This window comes from Aeromonas sp. SE22 (genome assembly GCF_038739755.1).
In the GTDB taxonomy this organism is placed as follows: Bacteria; Pseudomonadota; Gammaproteobacteria; order Enterobacterales; family Aeromonadaceae; genus Aeromonas; species Aeromonas jandaei.
The window spans coordinates 111,589-134,378 of sequence record NZ_JBCGFD010000010.1 but is presented as its reverse complement, the minus strand read 5'-3'; the positions used below and the strand labels follow the sequence as shown (position 1 = coordinate 134,378).

The following is a 22,790-nucleotide window of genomic DNA, read 5'->3' as shown; positions in this document are numbered from 1 at the left end:
GCTCTCGTGGCGTGAAAAGGGTGAATGACTATCCCAGCAGGGAGAGCACATTGGCGATCTTGTTGTCGAGCTCGGCCCACTCTGCGGCAGGCTCGGAACCGGCGACGATGCCGGCACCGGCAAACAGGGTGACGCTGCCGGGCTGGATGCGGGCGCTGCGGATGGCGACCGAAAACTCCGAGGTCTCCCGGCTCAGCATGCCGCAGGCGCCGGCGTACCAGCCGCGCTCGTAGGGCTCGAACTCGCGGATAAAGGCGAGCGCCGCCTCGCGCGGGGCACCGCCCACCGCCGGAGTCGGGTGGAGGGCGTCGAGCAGTTGCCAGTCGCAGACGCCGGGTTTTAGCTCGGCTTCGATATCGCACTTGAGGTGTTGCAGCAGCCGCAGTTTGAGAATGCGCGGCTCGGTCAGGGTGGCATCGTGGGCCAGCGGCGCCAGTCGGCTCAGGATGTCGGCGTGAACCAGCCGGTTTTCCAGCCGGTTTTTGCTGTCGGTGAGCAGCTCGGTGGCCAGCGCTTCATCGGTCGCCTCGTCGCCAGAGCGGCGAATGGTGCCCGCCAGCGCCTCGGTAAAGAGGTGGCGCTCCTCACGGCGGTAGAGCCGCTCGGGGGAGCAGGCGATAAAGGCTTGCTCTGGAGAGAATTGAAAACCGAAGTGGAAGCAGTCCTGGGCGTGGTTGGCCCACTGATCCAGCATGGCCCAGGGATTGATCTGGTCGGCGTCATGCTGGCTGGTCAGCACGCTTTCGCGCGACAACACCACCTTGGGGGTGCAGGCCTGAAAGTCGGGGGCGGTGACGCGCTCCACCAGCATCTGCCAGCGCTCGGGGCCGGGGCAATCGTGACGATGCCAGCGCTGTTTTTGCAGCGGGGGCAGCGGCGCTTCCGGTTGCAGCGCATCGAGGGCGGTTTCGGCCGCGTGCAGCTCCTGCTCCAGATTGTCGCCGGTTAGCCAGAGGTTGAGGCAGAGGCTGACGCACTCGCCGCGGCGCACCAGCTCGATGCGCGGCAGTACGAAACGACAGGCGCCAAAGCCCTGCCAGCCTGGCTGGGTCGGGTCGAACGCCAGACCGCCATAGTAGCGGGGGCTGTCATCATGGGGCTCTGCCGTGTTGCTGCACACCTGACGGATATCTTCCGGCGCAGTCAGCTCCTGAATGGCGCCCAGCGCGACATATTCGGGGCTGCTCTGGCCACGGGCATGCCAATAGATACGCGGATAGAGGGTTTGCGCCGCGAGCCAGCCCAGAAAAGAGCGGATCTCGAACGTCACGCGCAGCCGCACGAAGCCGCTGGCCTTGCTGTGACGCAGGGCGTCCAGTTGTTGCTTGATATGGGTCTGAGCCAACATGGATTCTTGTCTGAGCCGGATAGTAACGGCCGATCCCGCAGCGGGATGCCGTAGGTTTATGCCAAAGGCGATGATTTCCTATATATTATCTGCCCATTCGTCCATGTAAATCGCCCGAGGGTGCTGCACTCTCAGGGGCCAAGTATACCCAAATCCGGTTCGATAACCCTTAATCCGATCAATATCCGATAGTTTGGCCATCACAATATGACAAATAACGTATCTGTTTGGTTGCTGGCGGCGCGTTTGCGCACCTTGCCGCTCGCCTGCTCCTCCATCCTGCTGGGCTCCGGGCTGGCTGCCAGCCGCGGTGCCTTTGATGGCACCATCATGGCGCTCTCCCTGCTGACCGCCATCCTGCTGCAGATCCTCTCCAATCTGGCCAACGACTATGGCGATGCGGTCTCCGGCGCCGACAACGGTGAGCGGATCGGGCCACAACGGGCAGTCGTTTCCGGCCTGATCACCCGCAAGCAGATGTGCGTGGCGATGGCGCTGACCGCGCTGGCTGCGGTGGCCAGCGGCCTGCTGCTGCTCGGTTGCGCCTTTGGTGGCCAGTGGTTGCAGATCCTCACCTTCGTGGTGCTGGGTGGTGCGGCCATTGTCGCGGCAGTGACCTATACGGTTGGCAAGACTCCTTACGGCTACCGCGGTTTTGGCGACATCTCTGTGTTCCTCTTCTTTGGCCTGCTCGGGGTGCTCGGCTCCTACTACCTCTTTACCAAGACGCTTGAGCTGGATCTGCTGCTCCCTGCGACAGCCTGTGGCCTGCTGGCGACCGCGGTGCTCAACATCAACAATGTGCGCGATATCGAGACCGATGCCGCCAGCGGCAAGATCACTCTGGCGGTACGCCTTGGCCGCAATCGTGCCATCGCCTATCACTGGGTTCTGCTGGGGGCGGCGCTGCTGGCGACCATCGCCTTTATCCTGACCCAGCCCGCCAGCTTCTGGCCGTGGATCTTCCTGCCCGCCATGAAGCCGCTCACCGATGCCGCCAGAACCCTGCGCGAAAGCTTCGATGGCGAGGTGCTGACCGGTGCCCTCAAGAAGACTGCCATCAGCGCATTTCTGTTCAGCCTGCTGCTCTCCATCGGGTTGGCGCTCTCCTGAGACTTACTGGATGGAACGGCGATAAATGAAAAGGGCTCCCGAACGGGAGCCCTTTTTGATCGTTATCGAGGCAGCTCAGCTGGCCTTGGCAAGCGCCGGAGTCCGGCGGGAGAAGAGCAGGGTATCCAGCAGCCAGATGGCGACCAGCGAGGCGCCCACCAGCGGGAAGGCAATGCCCAGCAGGATCAGCAGGATGATGGCGCCACGCATAGGCGGAAGTTTGGCGGGCAGCGGCGGTGCGGCGAGACGACCCTGCGGGCGGCGGCACCACCAGATCCAGAGACCGCTCACGGCGCTGGCCAGCACCATCAGGCAGATGAGCAGCATGGCAAGCTGGTGGGGCCAGCCGTAGAGCTTGCCCATGTGCAGCATAACGCCACTCTCCACCGTTTTGGCGACCGGGCCGTAATCCTGCCAGCGCACATCGGCCAGCACCTTGCCACTGTATTGATCGATATGCAGGGTAGCGTCGTTGCGCGGATCATCGGCAAAGATCGCGATGGTATAGACACCGGTGGTGCCGACCGGCGGGGTGATGCTGTACCCCGGACTCACCTTCCGGGCTGTGGCGATATCCACCACCTGTTGCAGCGGGATCCGCTGGCTGGCCATCACCATTCCCTCGTGCTCGCCATGGTTCATGGCGCCGTGATCGTGCCCCTCATCCACCGGCTGCGAGCTGGGCATCGGGGTGTTCTCCACCGCCCAGGGGACGGTCTGCTCATGGGCCTGATTCAGGCTGCGGGCCAGCGGTGCCGATTTGGGCACCTCGTTCCACATGGCGGCCGGGAAGCGGTTCCAGACCGCGGCAAACTGATCGCCCCAGAAGCCGGTCCAGGTCATGCCGCTCAAGAGCAGCAGCAACAGGAAACCTGCGCCCCAGAAGCCGACCACGGCGTGCAGATCGCGCCACCAGAGGCGGCCACGCTGGCTGACTCTGGGCCAGAGAATACCGCCCACGCCGGGCCCCTTGCGCGGCCACCAGAGATAGAGTCCGCTCAGCAGCAACACTATGCCCCAGCCGGCTGCCAGCTCGATCAGCCTATCTCCGGTGGTGCCGAGCAGCAGCTCGGCGTGCAGAGCACGAGCGACTGCCTGCAGATTCCACTTGTTATCCATGGTACCGAGCAGGGCGCCGCTGGCGGGATCGAGGAACAGGGTCAGTTCGCGATCCCCCTGATTGACGATGAACTGGGCGCTCTGGTCTGCTGCCGCAGGCGGCAGATATTTGCGCAGGCTGGCGTTCGGCATGGCGATCATGGCCTTGGCCAGCAGCTGGTCGGCACTCAGGGTTTGACTGGCGGGGGTGACCTTCATCAGCTCGGGATACATCAGGTTGTCGAGCTGGGGTTTGAACAGATAGACGATCCCGGTCAGTGACAGCAGGATCAGAAAGGGGGCGACAAAGAGCCCTGCATAGAAGTGCCAGCGCCAGATCCGCTGGTAGTGGTTAGAATCCCTGCTTTTCATTGCCCGTCCTTGTTGAGTGTTCAAACATTTCTGTAGGTGGAAGGTTTGTGGTGGCGCGGATAATAGCAGCAACGTTTCGTTAACTGCAATCACACATTCTGGCTATTCATCTGACCATGGGAGATGGTGCCGCCAGCGGGATATTCGAGGCATAACCCGCTCTGGAAGGGCTGGAGGGAGACCGGATTTATCTGGACTTTTTCATATAAATTATTACGTTATGGTAACAATCGGATTTCGGATGCCAATAAAAAGAGGGACGCAAGGATGCAGCCGCACGGTCAATTCGAGATGGAGCGCAGGGGACAGATGATGATCTGTCGGCCGAGCGGCCCCTTCAATCTGGCAGGGGCCGCCGCCTATGAAGCGCACTTTGCCCGTGAGCTGACCGGGTTGGTGGCCCATCCCTGGGGAATCGTCGAAGTGGCGACCGAGTTTGAAGCGGCCGGGCCCGAGGTGCTGAGCCGTTTTCGCCGCCAGTTTGGCTGGTGTGCCGAGAACGGCTGTCTCTTTCTGGCGGTTGTGCTGTCGGGGGGATTCAAGCGCTATCTGGCCGATCAAGTTTTCAGTGGCTTGCCGTTTCGGGCGGTGCACTATTTCGAGCAGGAGGGGGCCGCCATTCGCTGGCTGGAGCAGCAGCTGTCGCTCTGCGAAGTGAACAGCCGCTCCACTCACGTCAGCTGAGGTTGATAAACCACTTGTCCCGCTCGTCGATGCAGTCGGGTTCACCCATCTCGAAATCGCGGCAGATCAGCGGCCGAACTTCATAGATGCGGCACATCATGGTGTTGCGATCGAGCGCCGCGCACCAGCCATCTTCCAGCCGGTGCATGATCGGCACCTCGCCTTCCCGCTCTTCGATATAGCGATCCGGCACGCCGGTATCGGTAATGATCATCACTTCGAGACGGCAGCAGCAGGCTTCGCAATTCTGGCAGCTGACGGCTGGCTGGGTTGTCCGGGGCATGTTGTCTCTCTGGCCGGATAGCGGCATTGATGGATATGAAACAGGCGCCGTGACGGCGCCTGTGTCCGGGCAGGATGAACCTTAGCCCAGTTTGCGGGCGCGGTAGCTGCGGCCCTTGATCTTGCCTTCCTGCAGCCGCTTGAGTGCAGCCTTGGCCACGCTCTGTTTGACCGCGACGTAGGAGTACTGCTCGGAGATCTGGATCTTGCCGACGTCGGCGCCGGCAATGCCGCCTTCACCGGTCAGGGCACCCAGGATATCACCAGCGCGCACCTTGGTCTTGCGGCCCGCATCGATGGAGAGGGTCACCATCTGCGGCGCCAGCGGCTTGATGGCACGGCCGATGGCATCGAGATCCCCCAGCGGCATAGGTGCCTGCTGGTACTCCTCGATGACGTTTACCCGCTGCGCTTCATTCGGCTGATAGAGGCTCAGGGCCAGACCCTGCTGACCGGCGCGGCCGGTACGACCGATACGGTGTACGTGCACTTCCGGGTCATAGGTGAGCTCGTAGTTGATGACTGCGCCCAGCTCCTTGATGTCGAGGCCGCGGGCAGCCACGTCGGTGGCGACCAGAATGGTGGCGCTGCCATTGGCAAAACGCACCAGTACCTGATCCCGCTCGCGCTGCTCCAGATCGCCGTTCAGCGCCAGTGCCGAGAAGCCCTTGGCGGCCAGATGGTCAGCCACGTCATTGCAGGCCCGCTTGGTGTTGCAGAACACCACGCAGGAGCTTGGCTGATAGTGGCTCAGCAGCCAGGTGAGGGCGTCGAGGCGCTGGCCGGCCGGTACTTCATAGAGCTTCTGTTCGATGGCGCTCTCTTCATGGAGCGCCTCCACGCTCACCTCGACCGGATTGCGCTGCACGCCGCGGCTCATCTGGGCGATCCCCTCCGGATAGGTGGCGGAGAAGAGCAGGGTCTGACGGTCGCGCGGGGCATGGCTGATGACCCGGTTGATATCTTCGCCAAAGCCCATGTCCAGCATGCGATCCGCTTCATCCAGCACCAGCGTCTTGAGACTGTCCAGCTCCAGAGTGCCCTGCTCCAGATGCTTGAGAATGCGACCCGGGGTGCCGACGGCGATGTGGGCGCCAAAGCTCAGGGTGGCCGATTGCGGTGCTGTCGGGGTGCCGCCGCACAGGGTCACCAGCTTGACGTTGGGCAGGGTGCGGGCGAGACGACGGATCTCGGTCGCCACCTGATCCGCCAGTTCGCGAGTCGGGCAGAGCACCAGCGCCTGTACCTCGAGCCGGTTGACGTCGAGGCTGGAGAGCAGGCCGAGGCCGAAGGCTGCGGTCTTGCCGCTGCCAGTTTTTGCCTTGGCGATCAAGTCTTTGCCGTCGAGTACCAGAGGCAGGCTTTGAGCCTGGATCGGGGTCATCTGCAGATAACCCAGAGTGGTGAGGTTCTCGAGCAGGGCGGGGGAGAGGTTCAGGCTGCTAAATTCGCTGTTGTTCACAAAAAGGCTCTATTTCGGAGAAAAACGGGCAGCGCCATGGCGCCAGGGGCGCGCATCATACCAGAATCCGGCGCAGGATGTGGCGGAAATTTGAACGACTGGTCCGCATCGGGTCATCTCGGGGTCATTTGTCGCCAAAGTAACAAACACGCGAGACCGGGAATAAATAGCAGGCATTTTTTAAACGTGTTTTTAATTATTCATCACAGATAAACGTTTTTCGCTTGGATTGATTAAATTATCGGGTGAAAAAACGGCGCAAATGGGGGTAGAGCAATTAACTGGCTGTTATGAAAATGATATGAAAATATCGGTCGGTATCGTTGCTTACATCCGTTTATTTTCTATCATTATGTTTTATATGAAGTTTGTTGGCGGTGATGTTGCATGATTAATATGGTTTTATTGCTTAATTAATTTAAAAACGTTTGTATTATCTAGCATGCATATTATTGAGCAGGATTGTGATGGCTATCTGATTTTTAAATATGCAAATGTCTATGATGGCGCCGTCAAAAAATACAATTTACTCAGGTGCTACTGGTATGGAATACGTTCACTTTGTGCTCGGACTGGTAATGGTCCTTGCCCTCTCTCTGCTGGCTAACCGCCACAACTGGAAACAGATCAAGCTGCGTTATATCGGCCAACTGCTGGTGGTCGAACTGGCGCTGGCCTGGTTCATGCTGAACTCCGAAGTGGGTCTGGCAGTAGTGGGTGGCTTTGCCGCCGGCTTCACCAAGTTGATGGAGTTTGCCAAACAGGGTACCGACTTCGTGTTCGGTGGTCTGGTCAACGAAGGGGCCTTCTCCTTCTTCCTGATGGTGCTGATGCCTATCGTCTTTATCTCCGTGCTGATCGGTATTCTGCAGTACATCCGTCTGCTGCCGCTGGTGATCCGTGGCATCGGTACCGTGCTGGCCAAGATCAACGGCATGGGCAAGCTGGAGTCCTTCAACGCCATCAGCTCCATGATCGTCGGTCAGTCCGAGAACTTCATCGCGCTCAAGAACATCCTGCCGCACCTGAACGAGAAGCAGATGTACACCCTGGCCGCCACAGCCATGTCCACCGTCTCCATGTCCATCGTCGGTGCCTACATGCAGCTGATCGAGCCGCGCTACGTGGTCGCCGCGCTGGTGCTCAACATGTTCAGTACCTTCGTCGTGCTGTCGCTGATCAACCCCTACGAGCCGGACAATACCGTGACCGACGCCAAGGCGCTGGCCGAGGGTGACGAGCACCATACTCCGAAGAAAGAGAACTTCTTCGAGATGCTGGGCGAGTACATCATGGCCGGTTTCTCCGTCGCCGTTATCGTGGCTGCCATGCTGGTCGGTTTCATCGCCCTGATCGCGCTGGTCAACTATCTGTTCGAGATGGCGTTTGGCGTCAACTTCCAGTACGTCATGGGTTACATCTTCTATCCGATCGCCTGGATCCTGGGTATCCCGAGTGGTGAAGCGCTGCAAGCGGGCTCCATCATGGCGACCAAGCTGGTGACCAACGAGTTCGTGGCCATGATGGATCTGGGCAAGGTTGCTGCTCAGCTCTCTCCGCGCACCGTCGGCATCCTCTCCATCTTCATGGTCTCCTTCGCCAACTTCAGCTCCATCGGCATCATCGCCGGTGCGGTAAAAGCGCTGAACGAAGAGAAGGGCAACATGGTCTCCCGCTTCGGTCTGAAGCTGGTATACGGTTCTACGCTGGTCAGCCTGCTCTCCGCAGTTATCGCAGGCATCATGCTCTGATCCTCTAGTGGCACTTGCCACTGTTTAGGCCCCTGATTTCGGTCAGGGGCCTTTTTTGTTTCTGGCTTACAGGTGCCAGCCACACCACCAGCCCGCGACCAGCAGGGTGAGGGTGCAAAAGCCGGTCTCGATGGTGCCACCGCTTTTGAGCGGCCAGCCCGGCAGGCGGTAGCGGCGCTTGATGGGCCAGAAGAGCGGAATGCCCGCCGGGGTGAGCCAGTCCCCCAGCAGATGACTCAAGTAGCCGACGATCAGGGCATCCTTGACCCCGATCGGCAAGGTATCGGGCGGCAGCTGCTGGTTGAGCCCCCAGATGGCGGCCGCAACCGCCAGCAGGCTGTGGGTGAAGCCGCGATGGCCAAAGAGGCGCGACAGGGGCTTGGAGATCCACGGCAGTTGCTGCCCCAGCAGCGATTTGGGGTGGTCGAGATCCGGCAGCAGGGCGCTGGCCAGCGCGATCGGGATGCTCTGCCACAGGCTGGCATCGGCCAGGGCCGGTGTCAGCTGCAGTTTGTGGGCGATCAGGGTACAGGTAACGGAGAAGAGCAGGTGCCCTTGGGCGGTCATGGTGGCTACAACATGGGAAAATGGCGGCGCATCTTACCAGTGTTGTAGCCCGTTGCAGCAAAAAAGCGGGGCTGGCGGGTCGACCCGCTCAATCGTTGCGCGGGTCTTCCACTCTGGCGTCGGCAGGCACCCGTTTTTTGCCCACTATCATGGCACGCAGCAGGTCGTTGCGAGTGAGGCGGTCGGTCAGGATCACTACGGCGGTGTGGACGCCGACGGCTGCCAGCAGGGTGTTGGCGATGGTGCCGTGCAGCTCTTCCAGCCAATCTTCGCCCCAGAAGGCATCCCAGGTGGTGAGCCAGCCGATGGTGATGGTGCTCACCAGCAGCAGGATCAGCAGCCAGATCATCAGGGCTCCCATCGGGTTGTGGCCCAGATAGTAGGGGTGACGGCCTTTTAGCAGCTGCTGGAGGTAGCTTCGCACCTTGCCGGGGGTTGGCCACCACTGGCCGAAGCGGGCGTAGTAGGAGCCGGCAAAGCCCCATACCACTCTCACCAGCAGCAGGAGGGCCAGGGTATAACCGACGTAGCGGTGGGGCTTGCTCCCCTCTTCCAGCACGAAGAAGTTGAGCAGGCAGAGGGTGACGGTGGCCCAGTGAAACAGCCGGATGAGGGGATCCCACACTTTCACTTCAGATGAGGTTGTCATGGCAAGACTCCATGGAGGGGCCGCCAGCGCGGCCCGTCACTGCACTATTCGTCGATCTCTTCCTTCACTTTCTTCAGGTCGGTCGGATCAAAATAGATTTCGACTTTGCGCTTCTCCTTGTCCCAGCCGTAGATCTCGTAGCAGTTGGTCTTGGTGACCTTGAACTTCTTGATCTCGTAGCCCATCGCCTTGATCTGCTGTTGGGCATCAGACTCGCTCAGCCATTTGCTCTTGTCGGTCCGGGTACATTGGGGATCGGCCAGGGCTGCGCCGCTCAACAGGGGGATCAGTAACAACAGGGGGGTCAGTTTCATTGCTTGCTCCTTGCGGTTGATGTTGCAACAGCGACAAGGTTAGGCGGCAAGACTTAAGAGAGCGTTAAGAGGGGGAAGATATTTTCCCCGGCTTGCACCGGGGCTGTGTTTAGTCCAGCTTGCCCTTGACCAGCCACTTGTCGAGGGCATTGGCAAAACGCTGCTTGTCGGCGGCGTTGAAGGGGGCTGGGCCGCCGGTTTGCACTCCGGCTGAGCGCAGCTCCTCCATGAAGTTGCGCATGCCAAGACGCGCCTTGATGGTTTCGCGGGTGTAGATCTCGCCACGGGGATTAAGTGCCTCACCGCCGGCATCGATCACCCAGGAGGCGAGAGGGATGTCGCCGGTGATCACCAGATCGCCGGGTTTGACCTGCTGGGCGATGACATGATCTGCCACATCGAATCCTTTCTCCACCTGCTGGGTTTTGATGAAAGGCGAGGGGGGCACCCGCAGTCCCTGATTGGCCACCAGGGTGGTCACCACCTGGGCGCGGTGGGCGGCGCGGTAGAGGATCTCCTTGACCGGAATGGGGCAGGCATCGGCATCAACCCAGATAGGCATGGCATGGTTTCCTGTAGTCAAACGGACGACAAAATGGCAGCGCGCATGGTAGCACAATCCCCCCGAGGCTGGCTCGGGGCTGAGTCGGCCCCGCCTTTCGTGTAAGCTGGGGGCTGCATGTGACACGAGAAGGAGACGAGATGGATCGGGTGCCCAGTGATGTAATTTATGCCCTGACCCTGGATGGCAAGGGCGGCATGACGCCGCTGGCGGCGGGAAGCGAGATTCCGGAGCAGCAGCCGGGCTGGCTGCATCTGGACTACGGCAATCCGGAGGCGGCACGCTGGCTGCTGCAGACGCCGCTACTCAACGAGGCAGCAAAAGAGTCGCTGCTCGGCCAGAGCAATCGACCCAAGCTGGTCCGGATGGGGGAGACAGTGCTGCTGATCCTGCGCGGCATCAACCGCAACAAGGATCACCGGCCGGAAGAGATGGTGGCGCTGCGCATCTACATCACCCCGGATCTCATCATCAGCAGCCGGCGCCGGCCGCTGCTCTCCGAACAGGATGTATTCAACCAGCTCAAGCTGGGCGGCGGCGCAGATAGCCCGGCCGACTGGCTGGTGGAGATCTGCGATGCCCTGACCGATCGCGCCGGCGAATTTGTCGAGGAGCTGCACGACCAGATCCTCGAACTGGAAGAGATGGTGCTGATGCGTGACATGCCGGCCAATGGCCGACTGGCGCTAATCCGCAAGCAGCTCATCATGATCCGCCGCTACCTCTCGCCCCAGCGGGATCTGGTGGCGCGCCTCGCCAACGAGAAGATCAGCTGGCTGGATGAGGATGACCGCCGTCGTCTGCTCGACATCGCCGACCGCTTGCGGCGCTGGCTCGACGACCTCGATGCCGGGGTAGCGCGTACTGCCGTGCTGGCGGACGAGATCAACAACCTGATGGCAGAGGCGACCAACCGCCGTGCCTACCAGATGTCGGTGATGGCGCTGCTGTTTTTGCCCGCCAGCTTCCTGACCGGCCTGTTTGGCATCAACCTCGGTGGAATGCCGGGGGCCGAGAGCCCGACCGCCTTCTGGGTTTTCTGCTGCTCTCTGGTGGTGATGGCGGTAGGGCTGGCGTTCTGGCTCAAACATCGACGCTGGTGGTAGGGAGGAGCGAACCATGTGGCAATCCATCGGTTTGACCCTGCTGCTGTTGCTGGGTCACACCCTGATCCGGCGACTCATCCACAAGAGCCTGATGGCCCTTGGCCAGAGCCGGCAAGTGAGCGAGAACCGGGTCATTTACGTGGCCCACGTTTTCCACTTTCTGCTCGGCTGCGCCACTCTGCTGGTACTGGCCGGGGTGTGGGGGCTCGACTTCTCGCGGCTGGTGGTGCTCGCCTCCTCCTTCTTCGCGGTATTGGGCGTGGCCATGGTGGCGCAGTGGTCGATCCTCTCCAACATCACCGCCAGCATCACCATCTTCTTCGCCTTTCCCTACAAGATTGGCGACCGGATCCGCATCCTCGACAAGGATGATTCGGTCACCGGCGTCATCACCGAGATCGGTCTCTTCTATGTGCGGGTGCGCGATGACAACGGCGATCTGGTCACTTATCCGGCCAACCTGATCCTGCAAAAGCCGGTCAGAAAGCTGGAGTCCAAGGCGCCGGAACCGTTGCAACCGGAATAAGCGGAATGGCACGCAACCGGAACAGAAAAGGCTCCCTCGGGAGCCTTTTTAACGATGGAAGATGTTAGCGTTCGAAGAAGCGGTAGAGGTGCTCCACCTGTACCGGACAGTCCGCCACCAGATGCACATGTTCGCGCGCCTGATCGACCGTGCCGAAGCTGACCGGGCAGCCGAGGGTATCGGTCAGTTCATACAGGGTGCCCTTTTTGTCACGAAATTCGATGAGCCAGCCGGGAATGGCAACGTCGTGGAGGATTTCGGCTTCTTGCAGGATATGTTGCTGATAGAGCTTACGAAGTTCACTGACTGTCATGATGCTCTCCTGTGAGGGGATATCCGGTTCCAGTCTATGCCTGTCACCCTGCGGGGGGCAACCGGATCATCCGCGCAGGCACTCCCAGCCCCAGCGGATGCGGATAAAGGTCTCGGCATCGCCCCCCCGATCCGGATGATGCGCAAGGGCCAGCTCCCGCCAGCGGCGGCGGATGGCCTCTGGCGTGGCATCCATCGCCAGCCCGAACAGGGCCAGCGCCTCCTCTCGTTGTCCCGCACCATCGCAGGCGCGCCAGAAGCTTGCAAGCAGGGCTTCCACCTCCTCCCTACCGGTTTGCCAGAACACCTGCCAGTCGAGGTAGTAGCTGCGCAGCGCCTCGCCCCGGACGAGTGCACTCCCCGCATCAGCGTTGGAAGCAAGCGGTTCGAGGCGGATATCCAGCGCGCTTATCATCAGCCACCAACCCTCTTCATAAAGCTCGGCCTGCAGCTGGTAGAGGGCGTTCATGATGAGGAAGTTGAGCCGAAAAAGCTGGATCTGCTCATCGTCGGCCAGCAGCGGAATTGCCCCTTGCTGGCGCAGTGCCGCCATCAGTTCGTGCACCTTGTAGCTGCCATCGGCCCGTTGCAGCAGAGCCAGCAGCGGGGCGATCAGCGGGTTGGCACTCTGGTCGCTCATGGGGTGCGATTCCTCCGGATGAGATCTGTGGTGACAGAAGAGGCCACCGTACAGGCGAGGTGGCGATGAGCCAGAGTGACATCAGCCAGAGGGCGGGGCAAGACGCAGGGGCAAGGGCGGCGCAGAAAAAGACCGCTAGCAGGCGGTCATGTCATTTCATGTGGCCGGATTAGATGGGGCTCTCCTTGTGGAGTTCGCCGACACAGTCGGCCAGCGCCAGTACCAGTGCGGAGCGCACCATCTGATCGAGCCGGTTGAGCTGCATCTGGTAGAAGGCCCAATCCTCTTCGCTGGCAGGGGGCTCCAGCTTCATCATGCCGCCCTGATTGACCCCGTGCAGGCGGTCGAGCAGGTCGCGGATCGGCTTGTCGCTGAAGCGGTAATCCTTGGGGTCGCGCACCAGAAAGTCGCGGATCTTGAGATAGGCTTCCAGATCCTGATAGCGCTCAAGGGAGATGAGGCCGAGGGCGAAGATGAGCTTGAGGCGCACCTCCAGCTGGCCGAGGGGGCCGCTCTGGTTGAGCAGGGGTTCGATGGCGTATTTGACGGCATACTCCTCCTGACGAAAGGCGCGTCGCATCAGGGAGTCGACCGCTTCTTCCAGGATGGTCACGGCTTCGAGAAAGAAGCCGCGGGGGCCATCCTGCTCGTTCAGTCGTTCCAGTACTTCATCTTCCTGGTGTGTGGTCATAGGTGCATTGGGTCCAGCTGACAGGGAGAGAGTCAGCCTCTCTCCCGGTTTTTATCATATGGGGCGCATTTCCTTGCGATTCAATCAATTGGAGCATCCGGTCATGCGCCGCCAGCAGGGTATTACAAGGTCTCGTAACGAGCCACTATGGTGCGGACGATTTCGCTCTCTGCATCAAGTCCGGTGACGCGGGCCAACGCTTTGGCCGGGCCAAGCTCCGCCAGCAGCTGTTGCAGCTCGACTGCCTGCGGATCATCGGCATTGCGATAGTGGAGCGCCGCGGCGACCCCCTCCTGCAACTGCTCGTTGGGCAGGCCGTACTCCAGGGTGCCGAGCAGCGGCTTCACCAGTCGATCCCCCGCCGCCAGCTTGCGCAGTGGCTGACGGCCGACCCGGTCAATCTCGTCCACCAGATAGGGGTTGGCGAAGCGGGCCAGGATCTTCTCGATATAGGCGGCGTGCAGGCGCGGGTCGAAACCGTAGCGTTTTACCAGCACGGCACCGCTCTCCTCCATGGCGCGGCGCACCTTGCTGCGGATCACCGGATCTTCGATCGCCTCGCGCACTGTGCGGTAGCCCCTCAGCTTGCCGAGGTAGGCGGTGACGATGTGGCCGGTGTTGAGGGTGAACAGCTTGCGCTCGACGAAGGCCATCAGGTTGTCGGTGGGCTCCATGCCCGCCACCTGTGGCAGTTCCCCCTTGAACTGGGTCTGGTCGACGATCCACTCGCTGAAGCTCTCGACCGTCACTTCCAGCGGGTCATCGTTGGCAGCCGCGGCGGGCGGCACGATACGATCCACCGCCGAGTCGACGAAGCCGATGCAGGATTCGAGCGTGGCATGATACGCGACCGGCAGGTACTTGAGTACCTCCTGCTTGAGGTGACTGGTGCCGCGCACCATGTTTTCGCAGGCGATGACGTTGAGCGGTGTCAGGTTGCCGGCATCGAAGCGGGCCTGCAGCCCCTTGGCCAGGGTGCTGGCAATTTTGTCCAGAATGTTGGGGCCGACCGCAGTAGTGACCAGATCGGCGGTGATGATACGGGCGATCACCTCGTGACCGGCGGAGCTCACCGCCGCCACGTTGCGCACCACGTCCAGCTTCTGATCCGCTCCCACCACATGGACCTTGTACTCCTGACGGTGGTTGAGCTGATCGATCAGAGTGTCGTTGACGTCGGCGAAGGTGACCTGATGGCTGGCATCTGCCAGCACTTTGCCGATAAAGCCGCGACCGATGTTACCAGCACCAAAATGCAATGTTTTCATGATATTAACCTCTTGAACCAAAGACGATGAAAGATGATTAGGCAGCCTGTTCGGCACCCAGCAGATCCAGGAAGGCCTGGGGATCCGTGGTGCTGGCCAGCCGGTCGATGAGACCGGGTTCATCCAGTGCATTGGTCAGGCGGGTTATCACCTGCATGTGTTCGTCGTTGCGGGCGGCGATACCGATCACCAGCCGCGCTACCTCATCGGCAGCCTCGCCAAAGGCGACCCCGGCCGGGTACTGGCAGATGACGATGCCGGTCCGCTTCACAAACTCCTTGGCGGCGATGGTGCCGTGGGGCACGGCGATGGATTCGCCGAGGTAGGTAGAGACCAGCTGTTCACGCTCCAGCATGGCGTTGACGTAGTCGGGTGCCACGTAGCCGCGCTCTGCCAGCAGTCGGCCAGCGGTCAGGATGGCGGCCTCCTTGTTGTCGGCTTTCAGTCCCAGATGCACGTCATGACGGCTCAGGGTAAAGACTTCGGCCGCTTGCGGCTCGTAGCTGTCGTCGTTGGCCGCCACCAGCAGTTGCGGGTTGGCGACGTCATCGTTGGCGGCCTGAGTCAGGCTCTGTACCAGCTCCTGATAGAGACCGTTGTCGAGGAAGTTGGTCAGTGAAATATGGTGGGCATGCGGCGCATGGCGACGGGCCCGCTCGGTCAAATCCTTGTGGGTGATAACCCAGTCCACCTGATCGTCGAGCTGATCGATGGCGCGGTTGGTGACGCTGATATCGAGGCCAGCGGCCTGTACCCGCTTGCGCAGCATGCCGGCGCCCATGGCGCTGGAACCCATGCCCGCATCGCAGGCGACCACGATATTGCGCACCGCCATCAGTTCACCGCCCGGCTTCTTGGCCGCTGCGGTTTCGGGCTTGCCGCCCTTCATGGCTTTCATCTTGCGAGTAGCTTCACCGAGAGCATCGGCCTCATCGGCTTCCGGCTGCTGGGCGCGGACGAACACGGCGGCGACCAGGAAGGAGACCAGAGTGGCGGCTGTGATGGAGAGCGCGACCCCGATCAGGGAGGCTTTCGGCGTCATCAACAGCACAGCGAAGATGGAGCCCGGCGATGCGGGGGAGACCAGACCGGCGTTGAACAGGGTCAGGGTAAAGACCCCGGTCATGCCGCCGGCGATCACCGCCAGAATGAGGCGCGGGTTCATCAGCACATACGGGAAGTAGATCTCGTGGATGCCGCCGAAGAAGTGAATGATGGAGGCCCCGGCAGCTGACTGCTTGGCGGCGCCGCGACCGAACACCATGTAGGCCAGCAGCACGCCCATGCCCGGGCCCGGGTTAGCTTCAATCAGGAAGAAGATGGAGCTGCCGTGCTCGGTCGCCTGCTGGATCCCCAGCGGCGAGAAGATGCCGTGGTTGATGGCGTTGTTGAGGAACAGGATCTTGGCCGGTTCGACAAAGATGGAGGTAAGCGGCAGCATATGGTTATCCACCAGGAAGCCGACGCCACCGGCCAGTACGCCGGAGAGCACCTTAACAAAGGGGCCGATCACGAAGAAGGAGAGGATTGCCAGCAGCATGCCGATAAGACCGGCGGAGAAGTTGTTGACCAGCATCTCGAAGCCGCTCTTGACGCGACCGTCCATCGCCTTGTCGAAGCGCTTGATGGCCCAGCCACCGAGCGGGCCGACCATCATGGCGCCCATGAACATCGGGATGTCGGTCCCCACGATGACGCCCATGGTGGTGATGGCACCAACCACGCCGCCACGCTCACCGCCCATCAGCTTGCCGCCGGTGTAGCCAATCAGCAGCGGCAGCAGGTAGGTGATCATGGGGCCGACCAGCTTGGCCAAGGTTTCGCTCGGCAGCCAGCCGGTGGGGATAAAGAGGGCAGTAATAAAGCCCCAGGCGATAAAGGCGCCTATGTTGGGCATGACCATATTGGACAGGAAGCGTCCAAAATTCTGTATCTTGACTTTGGTATCCGGTGATAACATGTCGGGACCCCGTTTTAAGCCTGTTTGATTAAAAGTGGTAGTTCGGGATGGCCGGTTTTGCCGAACCGCCATCCCGGTCGTCTAAGCAACTTCAATCTACCAGCTTGATATCAAATTAGGCTGAAAACGGGGTGTCTTGTGATCCACGTCTCAGATACCCAGCGTTCCCCCCTCCAAAACCAGTGATCCTGATCACGTTCGAGAGCTGTAATTCGGCTACATTTCGATCTTTTCTGTTTTTAATGACTGTTTTTTGTGATGCGTATCACTAAATGAGCTTTGCCGCGCCATTACGTAAAGGTGATTCACATCGCAAATTCAGTTTTTGTATTCGAATGGGGCAAATCAATCAATAACTCATCAGCGGGTAGTGACGATGGATCTATCGAAATCTCTCTCTACTCTCCAATGAATCAATAGATTTGTAACCCGCTTTCAGTTTTTGCAGGCAGTGATGAGGGTTCTTTTGTGGCCGGTTGATGGAAATGGTCGGCAGATTGCAGGAGGTCGTGCTGGAGGTTATGGTGCGGTTGACGCAGGGGGATCTTGCTTGCCGCGCAGGGCTGACAGCAGATAAAAACAAACCGCCAGCAGGCGGTTTGTCGGTTTTGGCGATCTGGCCCCAGTCGGGGGCTGCGGCTTAGTAGAAACCCGCATCCTCGGGGGAGGGGCGGGTCTTGAAGCGGCGATGGAGCCACATGTACTGCTCCGGCGCTTTGCGTACGGCGGCCTCAATCTCGCGGTTGGCGCGGGCGGCATCGACCATGTCATCACCGCTCGGGTAGTCGGCGAGGGGCGCCCCGATATGCAGGGTGTAACCCTCGCTGGTGCGGATGTTGTAGCAGGGCAGGGTGACGGTGTTCTTCACCCGCGCCAGAGTGGCGGTGCCGGTGATGGTGGCTGCCTGCTCCACCGCGAAGTAGGGCACGAACACGCTGGCGTGGGAGCCATAGTCGTGATCCGGCGCGTACCAGAGGGCGTCACCGTTGCGCAGCGCCTTGATCATCCCCTTCACGTCCATCCGGTCTACCAGATATTTGTTGGAGGCGCAGCGACCGTGATACTGGGCATACTCCAGCACCGGGTTGGTGTTGGGGCGATAAACCCCGACCCCGGGGCGGACCAGACCGAAACAGCGGGCGTTGAGTTCAAGCGTCAGGAAGTGGCAGGAGAGCAGCAGCATGCCCTGCCCCTTTTCCATGGCGGCAATGACATGCTCTTCCCCTTCCACCTTCATCAGGTTGCGCATCCGCCAGTCCGGCCAGAACCAGGCGATACCCACCTCGAATACGGCGCAGCCCACGCTCTCGAAGTTTTGCTTGAGCAGCTTCTCGCGCTCGGCCAGAGTCAACTCCGGCAGCGCCAGCTCCAGATTGCGACGGGCAATCTTCACCCGTGACTTGAGCACTTTGGCGGAAAGATGACCGAGCTGACGACCCAGCCACATCTGGCAGCGCCACGGCAGCAGAGTCAGCAGCCAGAGCAGGCCGAGGCCAAACCAGCTGGCCCAGTAACGGGGATGAAACAGGCGGGGCTCGAGGCGGGGAGCGTTGTCATGGGCCATGGAGAATCTCTTTGCTTGCGAAAACAATCGGGGGATTCTAGCCGAAAAGGGGGGGCGGGGGCGAATGGCTATCTGCTGGTCAGAGGGGCTGCTTGCATCTTGTCCGTATGGCGCGAAGGGTAACTATGGGTTTCCTTCCGCGTTCTTAAGGGAAACCACGGGTTTGCTTTTTCTCCCTCAAATAAAAGAGTGTGATAAAATCGGCGACTGATTTTTCAGGTTTTGAGAGTCGATACAGATGAAGATCACCCTGCCCGAGTTTGAAAAAGCCCGCGTTCTGGTCGTTGGCGATGTCATGTTGGACCGTTATTGGCATGGCCCCACCGGCCGGATCTCGCCCGAGGCACCGGTGCCCGTGGTCAAGGTTGAACACATTGAGGAGCGTCCGGGCGGTGCCGCCAACGTTGCCCTCAACTCCGCCGCCCTTGGCGCTCATGCCGTGCTGCTTGGCCTGACCGGTCAGGATGAAGCGGCCGATGCGCTGGCTGGCCAGATGGCTGGCGTCAAGGTGGCCTGTGACTTCGTTCGTCTGGCCGACTTCCCGACCATTACCAAGCTGCGCGTGCTGTCCCGCAACCAGCAGCTGCTGCGTCTGGACTTTGAAGAGCCCTTCCACTCCGTCGATGCCACCCTGCTGATGAACAAGGTCGAGCAGGCACTGCCAAACAGTGACGTGATGATCCTCTCTGACTACGGCAAGGGTGCCCTCAACGATGTGCCCGGCATGATCCAGCGTGCCCGAGCCGCCGGCATTCCGGTGCTGGTCGATCCCAAGGGAACCGACTTCGAGAAGTATCGCGGCGCCACCCTGCTGACCCCCAACATGTCCGAGTTCGAGGCTGTAGTCGGCAAGGTGAAGAGCGAAGAGGAGCTGGTCGCCAAGGGGCTGGATCTGGTCAAGCGCTTCGAGCTGGATGCCCTGCTGGTCACCCGTTCCGAGAACGGCATGACCCTGATCCGCGAAGGCCAGCCGGAGCTGCATCTGCCGGCTCAGGCCCACGAGGTTTACGATGTGACCGGTGCCGGTGATACCGTCATCTCCACCCTGGCTACCTCGCTGGCCGCTGGCAAGAGCCTGGACGAAGCCTGTGCGCTGGCCAATACCGCCGCCGGTATCGTGGTCGGCAAGCTGGGTACCTCTACCGTCAGTCCGGTCGAGCTGGCCAACGCCCTCTACACCGAGCAGGAGACCGGTTTTGGCGTCATGTCGGAAGCCCAGCTGAAAGTGGCAGTTCGTGCCGCCCGTCTGCGCGGCGAGAAGGTAGTGATGACCAACGGCTGTTTCGACATCCTGCACGCCGGCCATGTCTCCTATCTGGCCAACGCCGGCAAGCTGGGGGAGCGCCTGATCGTGGCGGTCAACACCGACGAGTCTGTCCGCCGTCTGAAAGGGCCGGGTCGTCCGGTCAACCCGACCGAGCGTCGCATGGCCGTACTGGCTGCGCTGGGCGCGGTGGATTGGGTTGTGCCGTTCGGTGAAGATACCCCGCAGCGCCTGATCGCCGAGATCCTGCCGGATCTGCTGGTCAAGGGCGGCGACTACAAGCCGGAAGATATTGCCGGTTACGCCGAAGTGACCGCCAATGGCGGCGAAGTGCGCGTCCTCAACTTCGAGGATGGCTGCTCCACCACCGATATCATCAAGACGATTCGCGAGCGCAGCTAACCGCTCCCCTGGCCCCGTAATCTGGCGGGGCTCACTATCGGCGGGAGCAAGCCGACAGCAACACGGATAACAAAAAGGCGACCTTGCGGTCGCCTTTTTCATTCCCGATAACGGTTATCAGGCTTTGGTTTTGGCTTTTGCGGTAGCCGGCATCAGACCCTGGTTTACTTCCACCAGATCCTGCGCTTCCAGCACACCGGCAGCCTGCTTCAGGCTCAGGATATTGAGGATGTAGTTGTAACGGGCCTCGGAGAGCTTCTGCTTCGCTTCGTAGAGCTTGCGGGTGGAGTCCAGCACATCGACTATGGTACGGGTACCCACCTCGTAACCGGCCTCGGTTGCCTTCAGGGCGCTGTCGGCGGAGACCACAGACTGGCTGTAGGCGCGTACCGAGCCGATGCTGGCGTTCACGTTGTTGTAGGAGGAACGCACTGTGCTCTGCACCGAGCGGAAGTTCTTCTCCAACAGCTCGCTGGCTGCCACGTAGTTGAACTGGGCCTGCTTCACTTGGGAAGTGGTTGCGCCACCGCTGTAGAGCGGCAGTTTGAAGGTCAGACCGATATTGGCCTGGTTGTCGTTGCCACCCGGAATACTGTCCAGCTTGTAGTCGGTATTGCTGGTTTGCAGGCCGGCACCCAGATCCAGAGTCGGTTCGTGGCCGGTCTTGGCCAGATCGATCTGCTGCTTGGCGATGTCCTTGGCGATGCGGGCATTGTGCAGTTGCAGGTTCTTGTCCAGCGCCAGCTCCAGCCACTTGTCAGAACCGAAGGCGGTCTTCTGCGGGCTGAAACGCTCGGTGTTGAGGATGTCCAGATTGCGGTGATCGACACCGGTCAGCTCGCGCAGGGCTTCGTAGCTGTTGTCCAGGGTGTTCTCGGCATTGATCTCGTCAGCCAGCGCCTGGTCGCGGGAGGCTTCGGCTTCATGGACGTCGGTGATGGCGGTCAGACCCACCTCAAAACGCTGCTGGGTTTGTTCCAGCTGACGCTCCACGGCAACCTTGTTGGCGCGAACAAATTCCAGGGTATCCATCGCCTTGAGCACGTTGAAATAGGCGGTGGCGCTGCGCACCATCAGGTTCTGGACTTCGAGGTTGTAGGCGACATCGGACTGGGTAGCGCCCTTCTCGGTCAGATCCAGATTGACCCAGTTGCTGCGACGATAGATGGATTGATCCAGAGAAATAGAACCGGAGGCTTTGTTGTTGGTCTGGGTATCATTCTTGTTCTGCAGGTAGTTCAGACCGGCACCCAGGTTGATTTGGGGCAAGAGCGCAGCGCGAGATTCGTTGATCTTCTCGAAGGCCTGGTCGCGAACCGCTTTGGATTGCAGCAACTGCGGATCTTTGATCTGTGCTTGCTGGTAGATATCGAGCAGGTTTTCGGCGTGGGCACCGGCACTGACGCCCAGCAACACCATGACGGACAAAAGTGTTCTTTTCATAGATCGTTTTAACCTTATGTAGTAACCCAAAATGGTTGCTGGAGAGGGCAAATATTGTCATCAACCAAGCTTGATTGCAGCTTAATCACTCTACTATAAGCAAAATTTAATGCTAAGAGTCTTCGGTCCGGTAACGGGAACGTCAAGAACCAGCGGCAGTTTTCTCCCCGCGCGCCTAGCCAAATGGTCTGTGGCTGCTAAAATCCACCCCTCATTGCCATGGCACGCCGAGTGAATGAACGTTCATTCATGTTCCTCGGATTTTATGGTCAAACTGATACAAGTCAAGCTGACGGGAGCCCCGGATGTCGCAGCAACCCTTGCCACAAGATCGGCACTATGCCGCTGATGATGTGAAAATCATTGAAAAATCAGCTGGATATGACGGCTTCTTCAAGGTGAACGTCTATCGCCTGCAGCACAGGTTATTTGCTGGTGGCTGGAATCAGCCCATCGTCCGCGAGCTGTTCGAGCGGGGCCATGCGGCCGCGCTGCTCCCCTATGATCCGGTGCGCGACCAGATCGTGCTGGTGGAGCAGTTCCGTATCGGTGCCATGGAGACCTGTTCCACCCCCTGGCTGCTGGAGCTGGTAGCCGGCATCATCGATGAAGGGGAAACCGCCGAGGCGGTGGTGCGCCGCGAAGCGGTGGAAGAGGCCGGGATCGAGGTTGCCCGCTGCGAACATGCCATCAGCTATCTGGTGAGCCCGGGCGGCAGCACCGAGCGGATCGAGGTTTATGTGGGCGAGGTGGATGCGAGCAAGGCGAGCGGTCTGCACGGCCTTGCTGATGAGGGCGAGGATATCCGGGTGCACGTGGTGAGCCGCGAGCAGGCCTATGCCTGGCTCAAAGAGGGACGTATCGACAACGCCGCCTCGGTCATTGCCCTGCAGTGGCTGGCCCTCAACCATGGCGAGCTGCGTGCCCGCTGGCTGGCGGATCGCTGAGGTGGCGCTGACCCTGCAACAGAGCAGGCGCTATGTGCCTGATCTGATGTCCTTGCAGAGAACTTGCGAGGTCAACTATATGGCGCTGATGAAGCTGCTGCCGCCGGAAGGGGAGGTGGGAGCCGAGCGCCGCTATCGGGTCGGCAACGATCTGCAGTTCCAGCTCACCATTTGTGGTGAGAGCCGCTTCACAACTCAGGTTCTTTTGAGTCAGCACAACCCCGAATTGCCCGAATATTTACAGGCTCAAATAGAGATTCGTTTGTATCATGATGTGCGGATGGCGGAAGTGTGTGCAGCGCAACAGATTTCCCGTTTGCAACCACGTTATGATTATCCCAATAAAAAGATGCACCAGCGGGATGAAAAGGAGCAGGTAAATCTGTTTCTGGCCGAGTGGCTAAAATTTTGTCTCAGACATGGTACCAGCCCGATCAATATCTCCAGTTGAACAAATATAAAGAA

General features: G+C 60.3%; 23 protein-coding genes. 8 read left to right on the top strand and 15 right to left on the bottom strand.

Annotated elements, in window-relative coordinates:
* Window positions 1–28: 28 nt before the first annotated feature.
* Window positions 29–1,348, bottom strand: a complete 1,320-nt coding sequence (locus tag AAHA39_RS15535) for an isochorismate synthase (RefSeq protein WP_320657367.1) — start codon at window positions 1,346–1,348, stop codon at window positions 29–31.
* A 207-nt stretch (window positions 1,349–1,555) separates the two neighbouring features.
* On the opposite strand from AAHA39_RS15535, the gene AAHA39_RS15530 reads away from it, so the two are divergent.
* A complete protein-coding gene (locus AAHA39_RS15530) occupies window positions 1,556–2,461 on the top strand; it encodes a 1,4-dihydroxy-2-naphthoate polyprenyltransferase (protein WP_041209279.1) in 906 nt (301 codons plus the stop codon).
* Window positions 2,462–2,536: 75 nt separating this feature from the next.
* On the opposite strand, the gene AAHA39_RS15525 is transcribed toward AAHA39_RS15530, so the two are convergent.
* Window positions 2,537–3,931, bottom strand: coding sequence for a PepSY-associated TM helix domain-containing protein (locus AAHA39_RS15525; protein ID WP_320657368.1), 1,395 nt, complete (start codon window positions 3,929–3,931; stop codon window positions 2,537–2,539).
* Between the two features lie 267 nt (window positions 3,932–4,198).
* On the opposite strand from AAHA39_RS15525, the gene AAHA39_RS15520 reads away from it, so the two are divergent.
* The gene (locus tag AAHA39_RS15520; protein ID WP_320657369.1) at window positions 4,199–4,615 is read left to right on the top strand and encodes a hypothetical protein; all 417 of its coding nucleotides are present in this window, start codon (window positions 4,199–4,201) and stop codon (window positions 4,613–4,615) included.
* Here the strand turns inward: AAHA39_RS15520 and AAHA39_RS15515 are convergent.
* Both AAHA39_RS15515 and dbpA read right to left on the bottom strand, forming a co-directional pair.
* Window positions 4,608–4,898: a YkgJ family cysteine cluster protein gene (locus AAHA39_RS15515; RefSeq protein ID WP_320657370.1), complete on the bottom strand. Its 291-nt coding sequence runs from the start codon at window positions 4,896–4,898 to the stop codon at window positions 4,608–4,610. The two genes, AAHA39_RS15520 and AAHA39_RS15515, sit on opposite strands and share 8 nt — an antisense overlap.
* Window positions 4,899–4,979: 81 nt before the next feature.
* A complete protein-coding gene (dbpA, locus tag AAHA39_RS15510; RefSeq protein WP_108570503.1) occupies window positions 4,980–6,359 on the bottom strand; it encodes an ATP-dependent RNA helicase DbpA in 1,380 nt (459 codons plus the stop codon).
* A gap of 545 nt (window positions 6,360–6,904) precedes the next feature.
* Between dbpA and AAHA39_RS15505 the strand changes: the two genes are divergently transcribed.
* A complete protein-coding gene (locus AAHA39_RS15505; protein WP_042032686.1) occupies window positions 6,905–8,110 on the top strand; it encodes a NupC/NupG family nucleoside CNT transporter in 1,206 nt (401 codons plus the stop codon).
* Window positions 8,111–8,176: 66 nt separating this feature from the next.
* Here the strand turns inward: AAHA39_RS15505 and AAHA39_RS15500 are convergent, their stop codons facing one another.
* The 4 genes from AAHA39_RS15500 to AAHA39_RS15485 all read right to left on the bottom strand — a co-directional run bounded on the left by AAHA39_RS15500 (window position 8,177) and on the right by AAHA39_RS15485 (window position 10,202).
* A complete protein-coding gene (locus AAHA39_RS15500) occupies window positions 8,177–8,677 on the bottom strand; it encodes a metal-dependent hydrolase (protein WP_108570504.1) in 501 nt (166 codons plus the stop codon).
* Window positions 8,678–8,765: 88 nt separating this feature from the next.
* The gene (locus tag AAHA39_RS15495) at window positions 8,766–9,326 is read right to left on the bottom strand and encodes a cytochrome b/b6 domain-containing protein (RefSeq protein WP_320657350.1); all 561 of its coding nucleotides are present in this window, start codon (window positions 9,324–9,326) and stop codon (window positions 8,766–8,768) included.
* 44 nt (window positions 9,327–9,370) lie between these two features.
* Window positions 9,371–9,640 (bottom strand): PepSY domain-containing protein, encoded by a 270-nt coding sequence (locus tag AAHA39_RS15490; RefSeq protein WP_320657349.1) that lies wholly within the window; start codon window positions 9,638–9,640, stop codon window positions 9,371–9,373.
* 109 nt (window positions 9,641–9,749) lie between these two features.
* Window positions 9,750–10,202 carry a YaiI/YqxD family protein gene (locus AAHA39_RS15485; protein WP_041209271.1) on the bottom strand — a complete coding sequence of 151 codons (453 nt, stop codon included), beginning with the start codon at window positions 10,200–10,202 and terminating at the stop codon, window positions 9,750–9,752.
* 140 nt (window positions 10,203–10,342) lie between these two features.
* Between AAHA39_RS15485 and zntB the strand changes: the two genes are divergently transcribed.
* Both zntB and AAHA39_RS15475 read left to right on the top strand, forming a co-directional pair.
* Window positions 10,343–11,308, top strand: a complete 966-nt coding sequence (zntB, locus tag AAHA39_RS15480; RefSeq protein ID WP_162516787.1) for a zinc transporter ZntB — start codon at window positions 10,343–10,345, stop codon at window positions 11,306–11,308.
* A 13-nt stretch (window positions 11,309–11,321) separates the two neighbouring features.
* Window positions 11,322–11,834 (top strand): mechanosensitive ion channel domain-containing protein, encoded by a 513-nt coding sequence (locus AAHA39_RS15475; protein WP_043849638.1) that lies wholly within the window; start codon window positions 11,322–11,324, stop codon window positions 11,832–11,834.
* A gap of 64 nt (window positions 11,835–11,898) precedes the next feature.
* On the opposite strand, the gene AAHA39_RS15470 is transcribed toward AAHA39_RS15475, so the two are convergent.
* The 6 genes from AAHA39_RS15470 to lpxL all read right to left on the bottom strand — a co-directional run bounded on the left by AAHA39_RS15470 (window position 11,899) and on the right by lpxL (window position 18,269).
* Window positions 11,899–12,147 (bottom strand): hypothetical protein, encoded by a 249-nt coding sequence (locus tag AAHA39_RS15470; protein WP_033113006.1) that lies wholly within the window; start codon window positions 12,145–12,147, stop codon window positions 11,899–11,901.
* A 66-nt stretch (window positions 12,148–12,213) separates the two neighbouring features.
* Entirely contained in the window at window positions 12,214–12,786 is a 573-nt protein-coding gene (locus AAHA39_RS15465; RefSeq protein WP_320657348.1) for a DNA-J related domain-containing protein, read from the bottom strand.
* Window positions 12,787–12,955: 169 nt separating this feature from the next.
* On the bottom strand, window positions 12,956–13,477 hold the full coding sequence (locus AAHA39_RS15460; RefSeq protein WP_005354914.1) for an MltR family transcriptional regulator: 522 nt from the start codon (window positions 13,475–13,477) through the stop codon (window positions 12,956–12,958).
* A gap of 122 nt (window positions 13,478–13,599) precedes the next feature.
* Entirely contained in the window at window positions 13,600–14,745 is a 1,146-nt protein-coding gene (locus AAHA39_RS15455; RefSeq protein ID WP_320657347.1) for a mannitol-1-phosphate 5-dehydrogenase, read from the bottom strand.
* Between the two features lie 37 nt (window positions 14,746–14,782).
* Window positions 14,783–16,705 carry a PTS mannitol transporter subunit IICBA gene (locus AAHA39_RS15450; protein WP_320657346.1) on the bottom strand — a complete coding sequence of 641 codons (1,923 nt, stop codon included), beginning with the start codon at window positions 16,703–16,705 and terminating at the stop codon, window positions 14,783–14,785.
* 640 nt (window positions 16,706–17,345) lie between these two features.
* The gene (gene lpxL, locus AAHA39_RS15445; protein WP_320657345.1) at window positions 17,346–18,269 is read right to left on the bottom strand and encodes an LpxL/LpxP family Kdo(2)-lipid IV(A) lauroyl/palmitoleoyl acyltransferase; all 924 of its coding nucleotides are present in this window, start codon (window positions 18,267–18,269) and stop codon (window positions 17,346–17,348) included.
* Window positions 18,270–18,507: 238 nt separating this feature from the next.
* Here lpxL and hldE point away from each other — a divergent pair, with 238 nt between their 5' ends.
* Window positions 18,508–19,935 (top strand): bifunctional D-glycero-beta-D-manno-heptose-7-phosphate kinase/D-glycero-beta-D-manno-heptose 1-phosphate adenylyltransferase HldE, encoded by a 1,428-nt coding sequence (hldE, locus tag AAHA39_RS15440; RefSeq protein ID WP_320657344.1) that lies wholly within the window; start codon window positions 18,508–18,510, stop codon window positions 19,933–19,935.
* 117 nt (window positions 19,936–20,052) lie between these two features.
* Here hldE and tolC read toward each other — a convergent pair whose 3' ends face one another.
* On the bottom strand, window positions 20,053–21,378 hold the full coding sequence (gene tolC / locus AAHA39_RS15435) for an outer membrane channel protein TolC (protein ID WP_040067069.1): 1,326 nt from the start codon (window positions 21,376–21,378) through the stop codon (window positions 20,053–20,055).
* Window positions 21,379–21,683: 305 nt separating this feature from the next.
* On the opposite strand from tolC, the gene nudF reads away from it, so the two are divergent.
* Together nudF and AAHA39_RS15425 are read left to right on the top strand one after the other, a co-directional pair.
* Window positions 21,684–22,325: an ADP-ribose diphosphatase gene (gene nudF, locus AAHA39_RS15430; protein ID WP_320657343.1), complete on the top strand. Its 642-nt coding sequence runs from the start codon at window positions 21,684–21,686 to the stop codon at window positions 22,323–22,325.
* Window positions 22,288–22,776, top strand: a complete 489-nt coding sequence (locus tag AAHA39_RS15425; RefSeq protein ID WP_156853645.1) for a DUF1249 domain-containing protein — start codon at window positions 22,288–22,290, stop codon at window positions 22,774–22,776. The genes nudF and AAHA39_RS15425 overlap by 38 nt, the downstream gene beginning before the upstream one ends.
* Window positions 22,777–22,790 lie beyond the last annotated feature (14 nt).

Coding starts and splice junctions, on each gene's coding strand:
- AAHA39_RS15535 (WP_320657367.1), bottom strand. CDS start 1,348: ATGTTGGCTCAGACCCATATCAAGCAACAACTGGACGCCCTGCGTCAC.
- AAHA39_RS15530 (WP_041209279.1), top strand. CDS start 1,556: ATGACAAATAACGTATCTGTTTGGTTGCTGGCGGCGCGTTTGCGCACC.
- AAHA39_RS15525 (WP_320657368.1), bottom strand. CDS start 3,931: ATGAAAAGCAGGGATTCTAACCACTACCAGCGGATCTGGCGCTGGCAC.
- AAHA39_RS15520 (WP_320657369.1), top strand. CDS start 4,199: ATGCAGCCGCACGGTCAATTCGAGATGGAGCGCAGGGGACAGATGATG.
- AAHA39_RS15515 (WP_320657370.1), bottom strand. CDS start 4,898: ATGCCCCGGACAACCCAGCCAGCCGTCAGCTGCCAGAATTGCGAAGCC.
- AAHA39_RS15505 (WP_042032686.1), top strand. CDS start 6,905: ATGGAATACGTTCACTTTGTGCTCGGACTGGTAATGGTCCTTGCCCTC.
- AAHA39_RS15500 (WP_108570504.1), bottom strand. CDS start 8,677: ATGACCGCCCAAGGGCACCTGCTCTTCTCCGTTACCTGTACCCTGATC.
- AAHA39_RS15495 (WP_320657350.1), bottom strand. CDS start 9,326: ATGACAACCTCATCTGAAGTGAAAGTGTGGGATCCCCTCATCCGGCTG.
- AAHA39_RS15490 (WP_320657349.1), bottom strand. CDS start 9,640: ATGAAACTGACCCCCCTGTTGTTACTGATCCCCCTGTTGAGCGGCGCA.
- AAHA39_RS15485 (WP_041209271.1), bottom strand. CDS start 10,202: ATGCCTATCTGGGTTGATGCCGATGCCTGCCCCATTCCGGTCAAGGAG.
- zntB (WP_162516787.1), top strand. CDS start 10,343: ATGGATCGGGTGCCCAGTGATGTAATTTATGCCCTGACCCTGGATGGC.
- AAHA39_RS15475 (WP_043849638.1), top strand. CDS start 11,322: ATGTGGCAATCCATCGGTTTGACCCTGCTGCTGTTGCTGGGTCACACC.
- AAHA39_RS15470 (WP_033113006.1), bottom strand. CDS start 12,147: ATGACAGTCAGTGAACTTCGTAAGCTCTATCAGCAACATATCCTGCAA.
- AAHA39_RS15465 (WP_320657348.1), bottom strand. CDS start 12,786: ATGAGCGACCAGAGTGCCAACCCGCTGATCGCCCCGCTGCTGGCTCTG.
- AAHA39_RS15460 (WP_005354914.1), bottom strand. CDS start 13,477: ATGACCACACACCAGGAAGATGAAGTACTGGAACGACTGAACGAGCAG.
- AAHA39_RS15455 (WP_320657347.1), bottom strand. CDS start 14,745: ATGAAAACATTGCATTTTGGTGCTGGTAACATCGGTCGCGGCTTTATC.
- AAHA39_RS15450 (WP_320657346.1), bottom strand. CDS start 16,705: ATGTTATCACCGGATACCAAAGTCAAGATACAGAATTTTGGACGCTTC.
- lpxL (WP_320657345.1), bottom strand. CDS start 18,269: ATGGCCCATGACAACGCTCCCCGCCTCGAGCCCCGCCTGTTTCATCCC.
- hldE (WP_320657344.1), top strand. CDS start 18,508: ATGAAGATCACCCTGCCCGAGTTTGAAAAAGCCCGCGTTCTGGTCGTT.
- tolC (WP_040067069.1), bottom strand. CDS start 21,378: ATGAAAAGAACACTTTTGTCCGTCATGGTGTTGCTGGGCGTCAGTGCC.
- nudF (WP_320657343.1), top strand. CDS start 21,684: ATGTCGCAGCAACCCTTGCCACAAGATCGGCACTATGCCGCTGATGAT.
- AAHA39_RS15425 (WP_156853645.1), top strand. CDS start 22,288: ATGGCGAGCTGCGTGCCCGCTGGCTGGCGGATCGCTGAGGTGGCGCTG.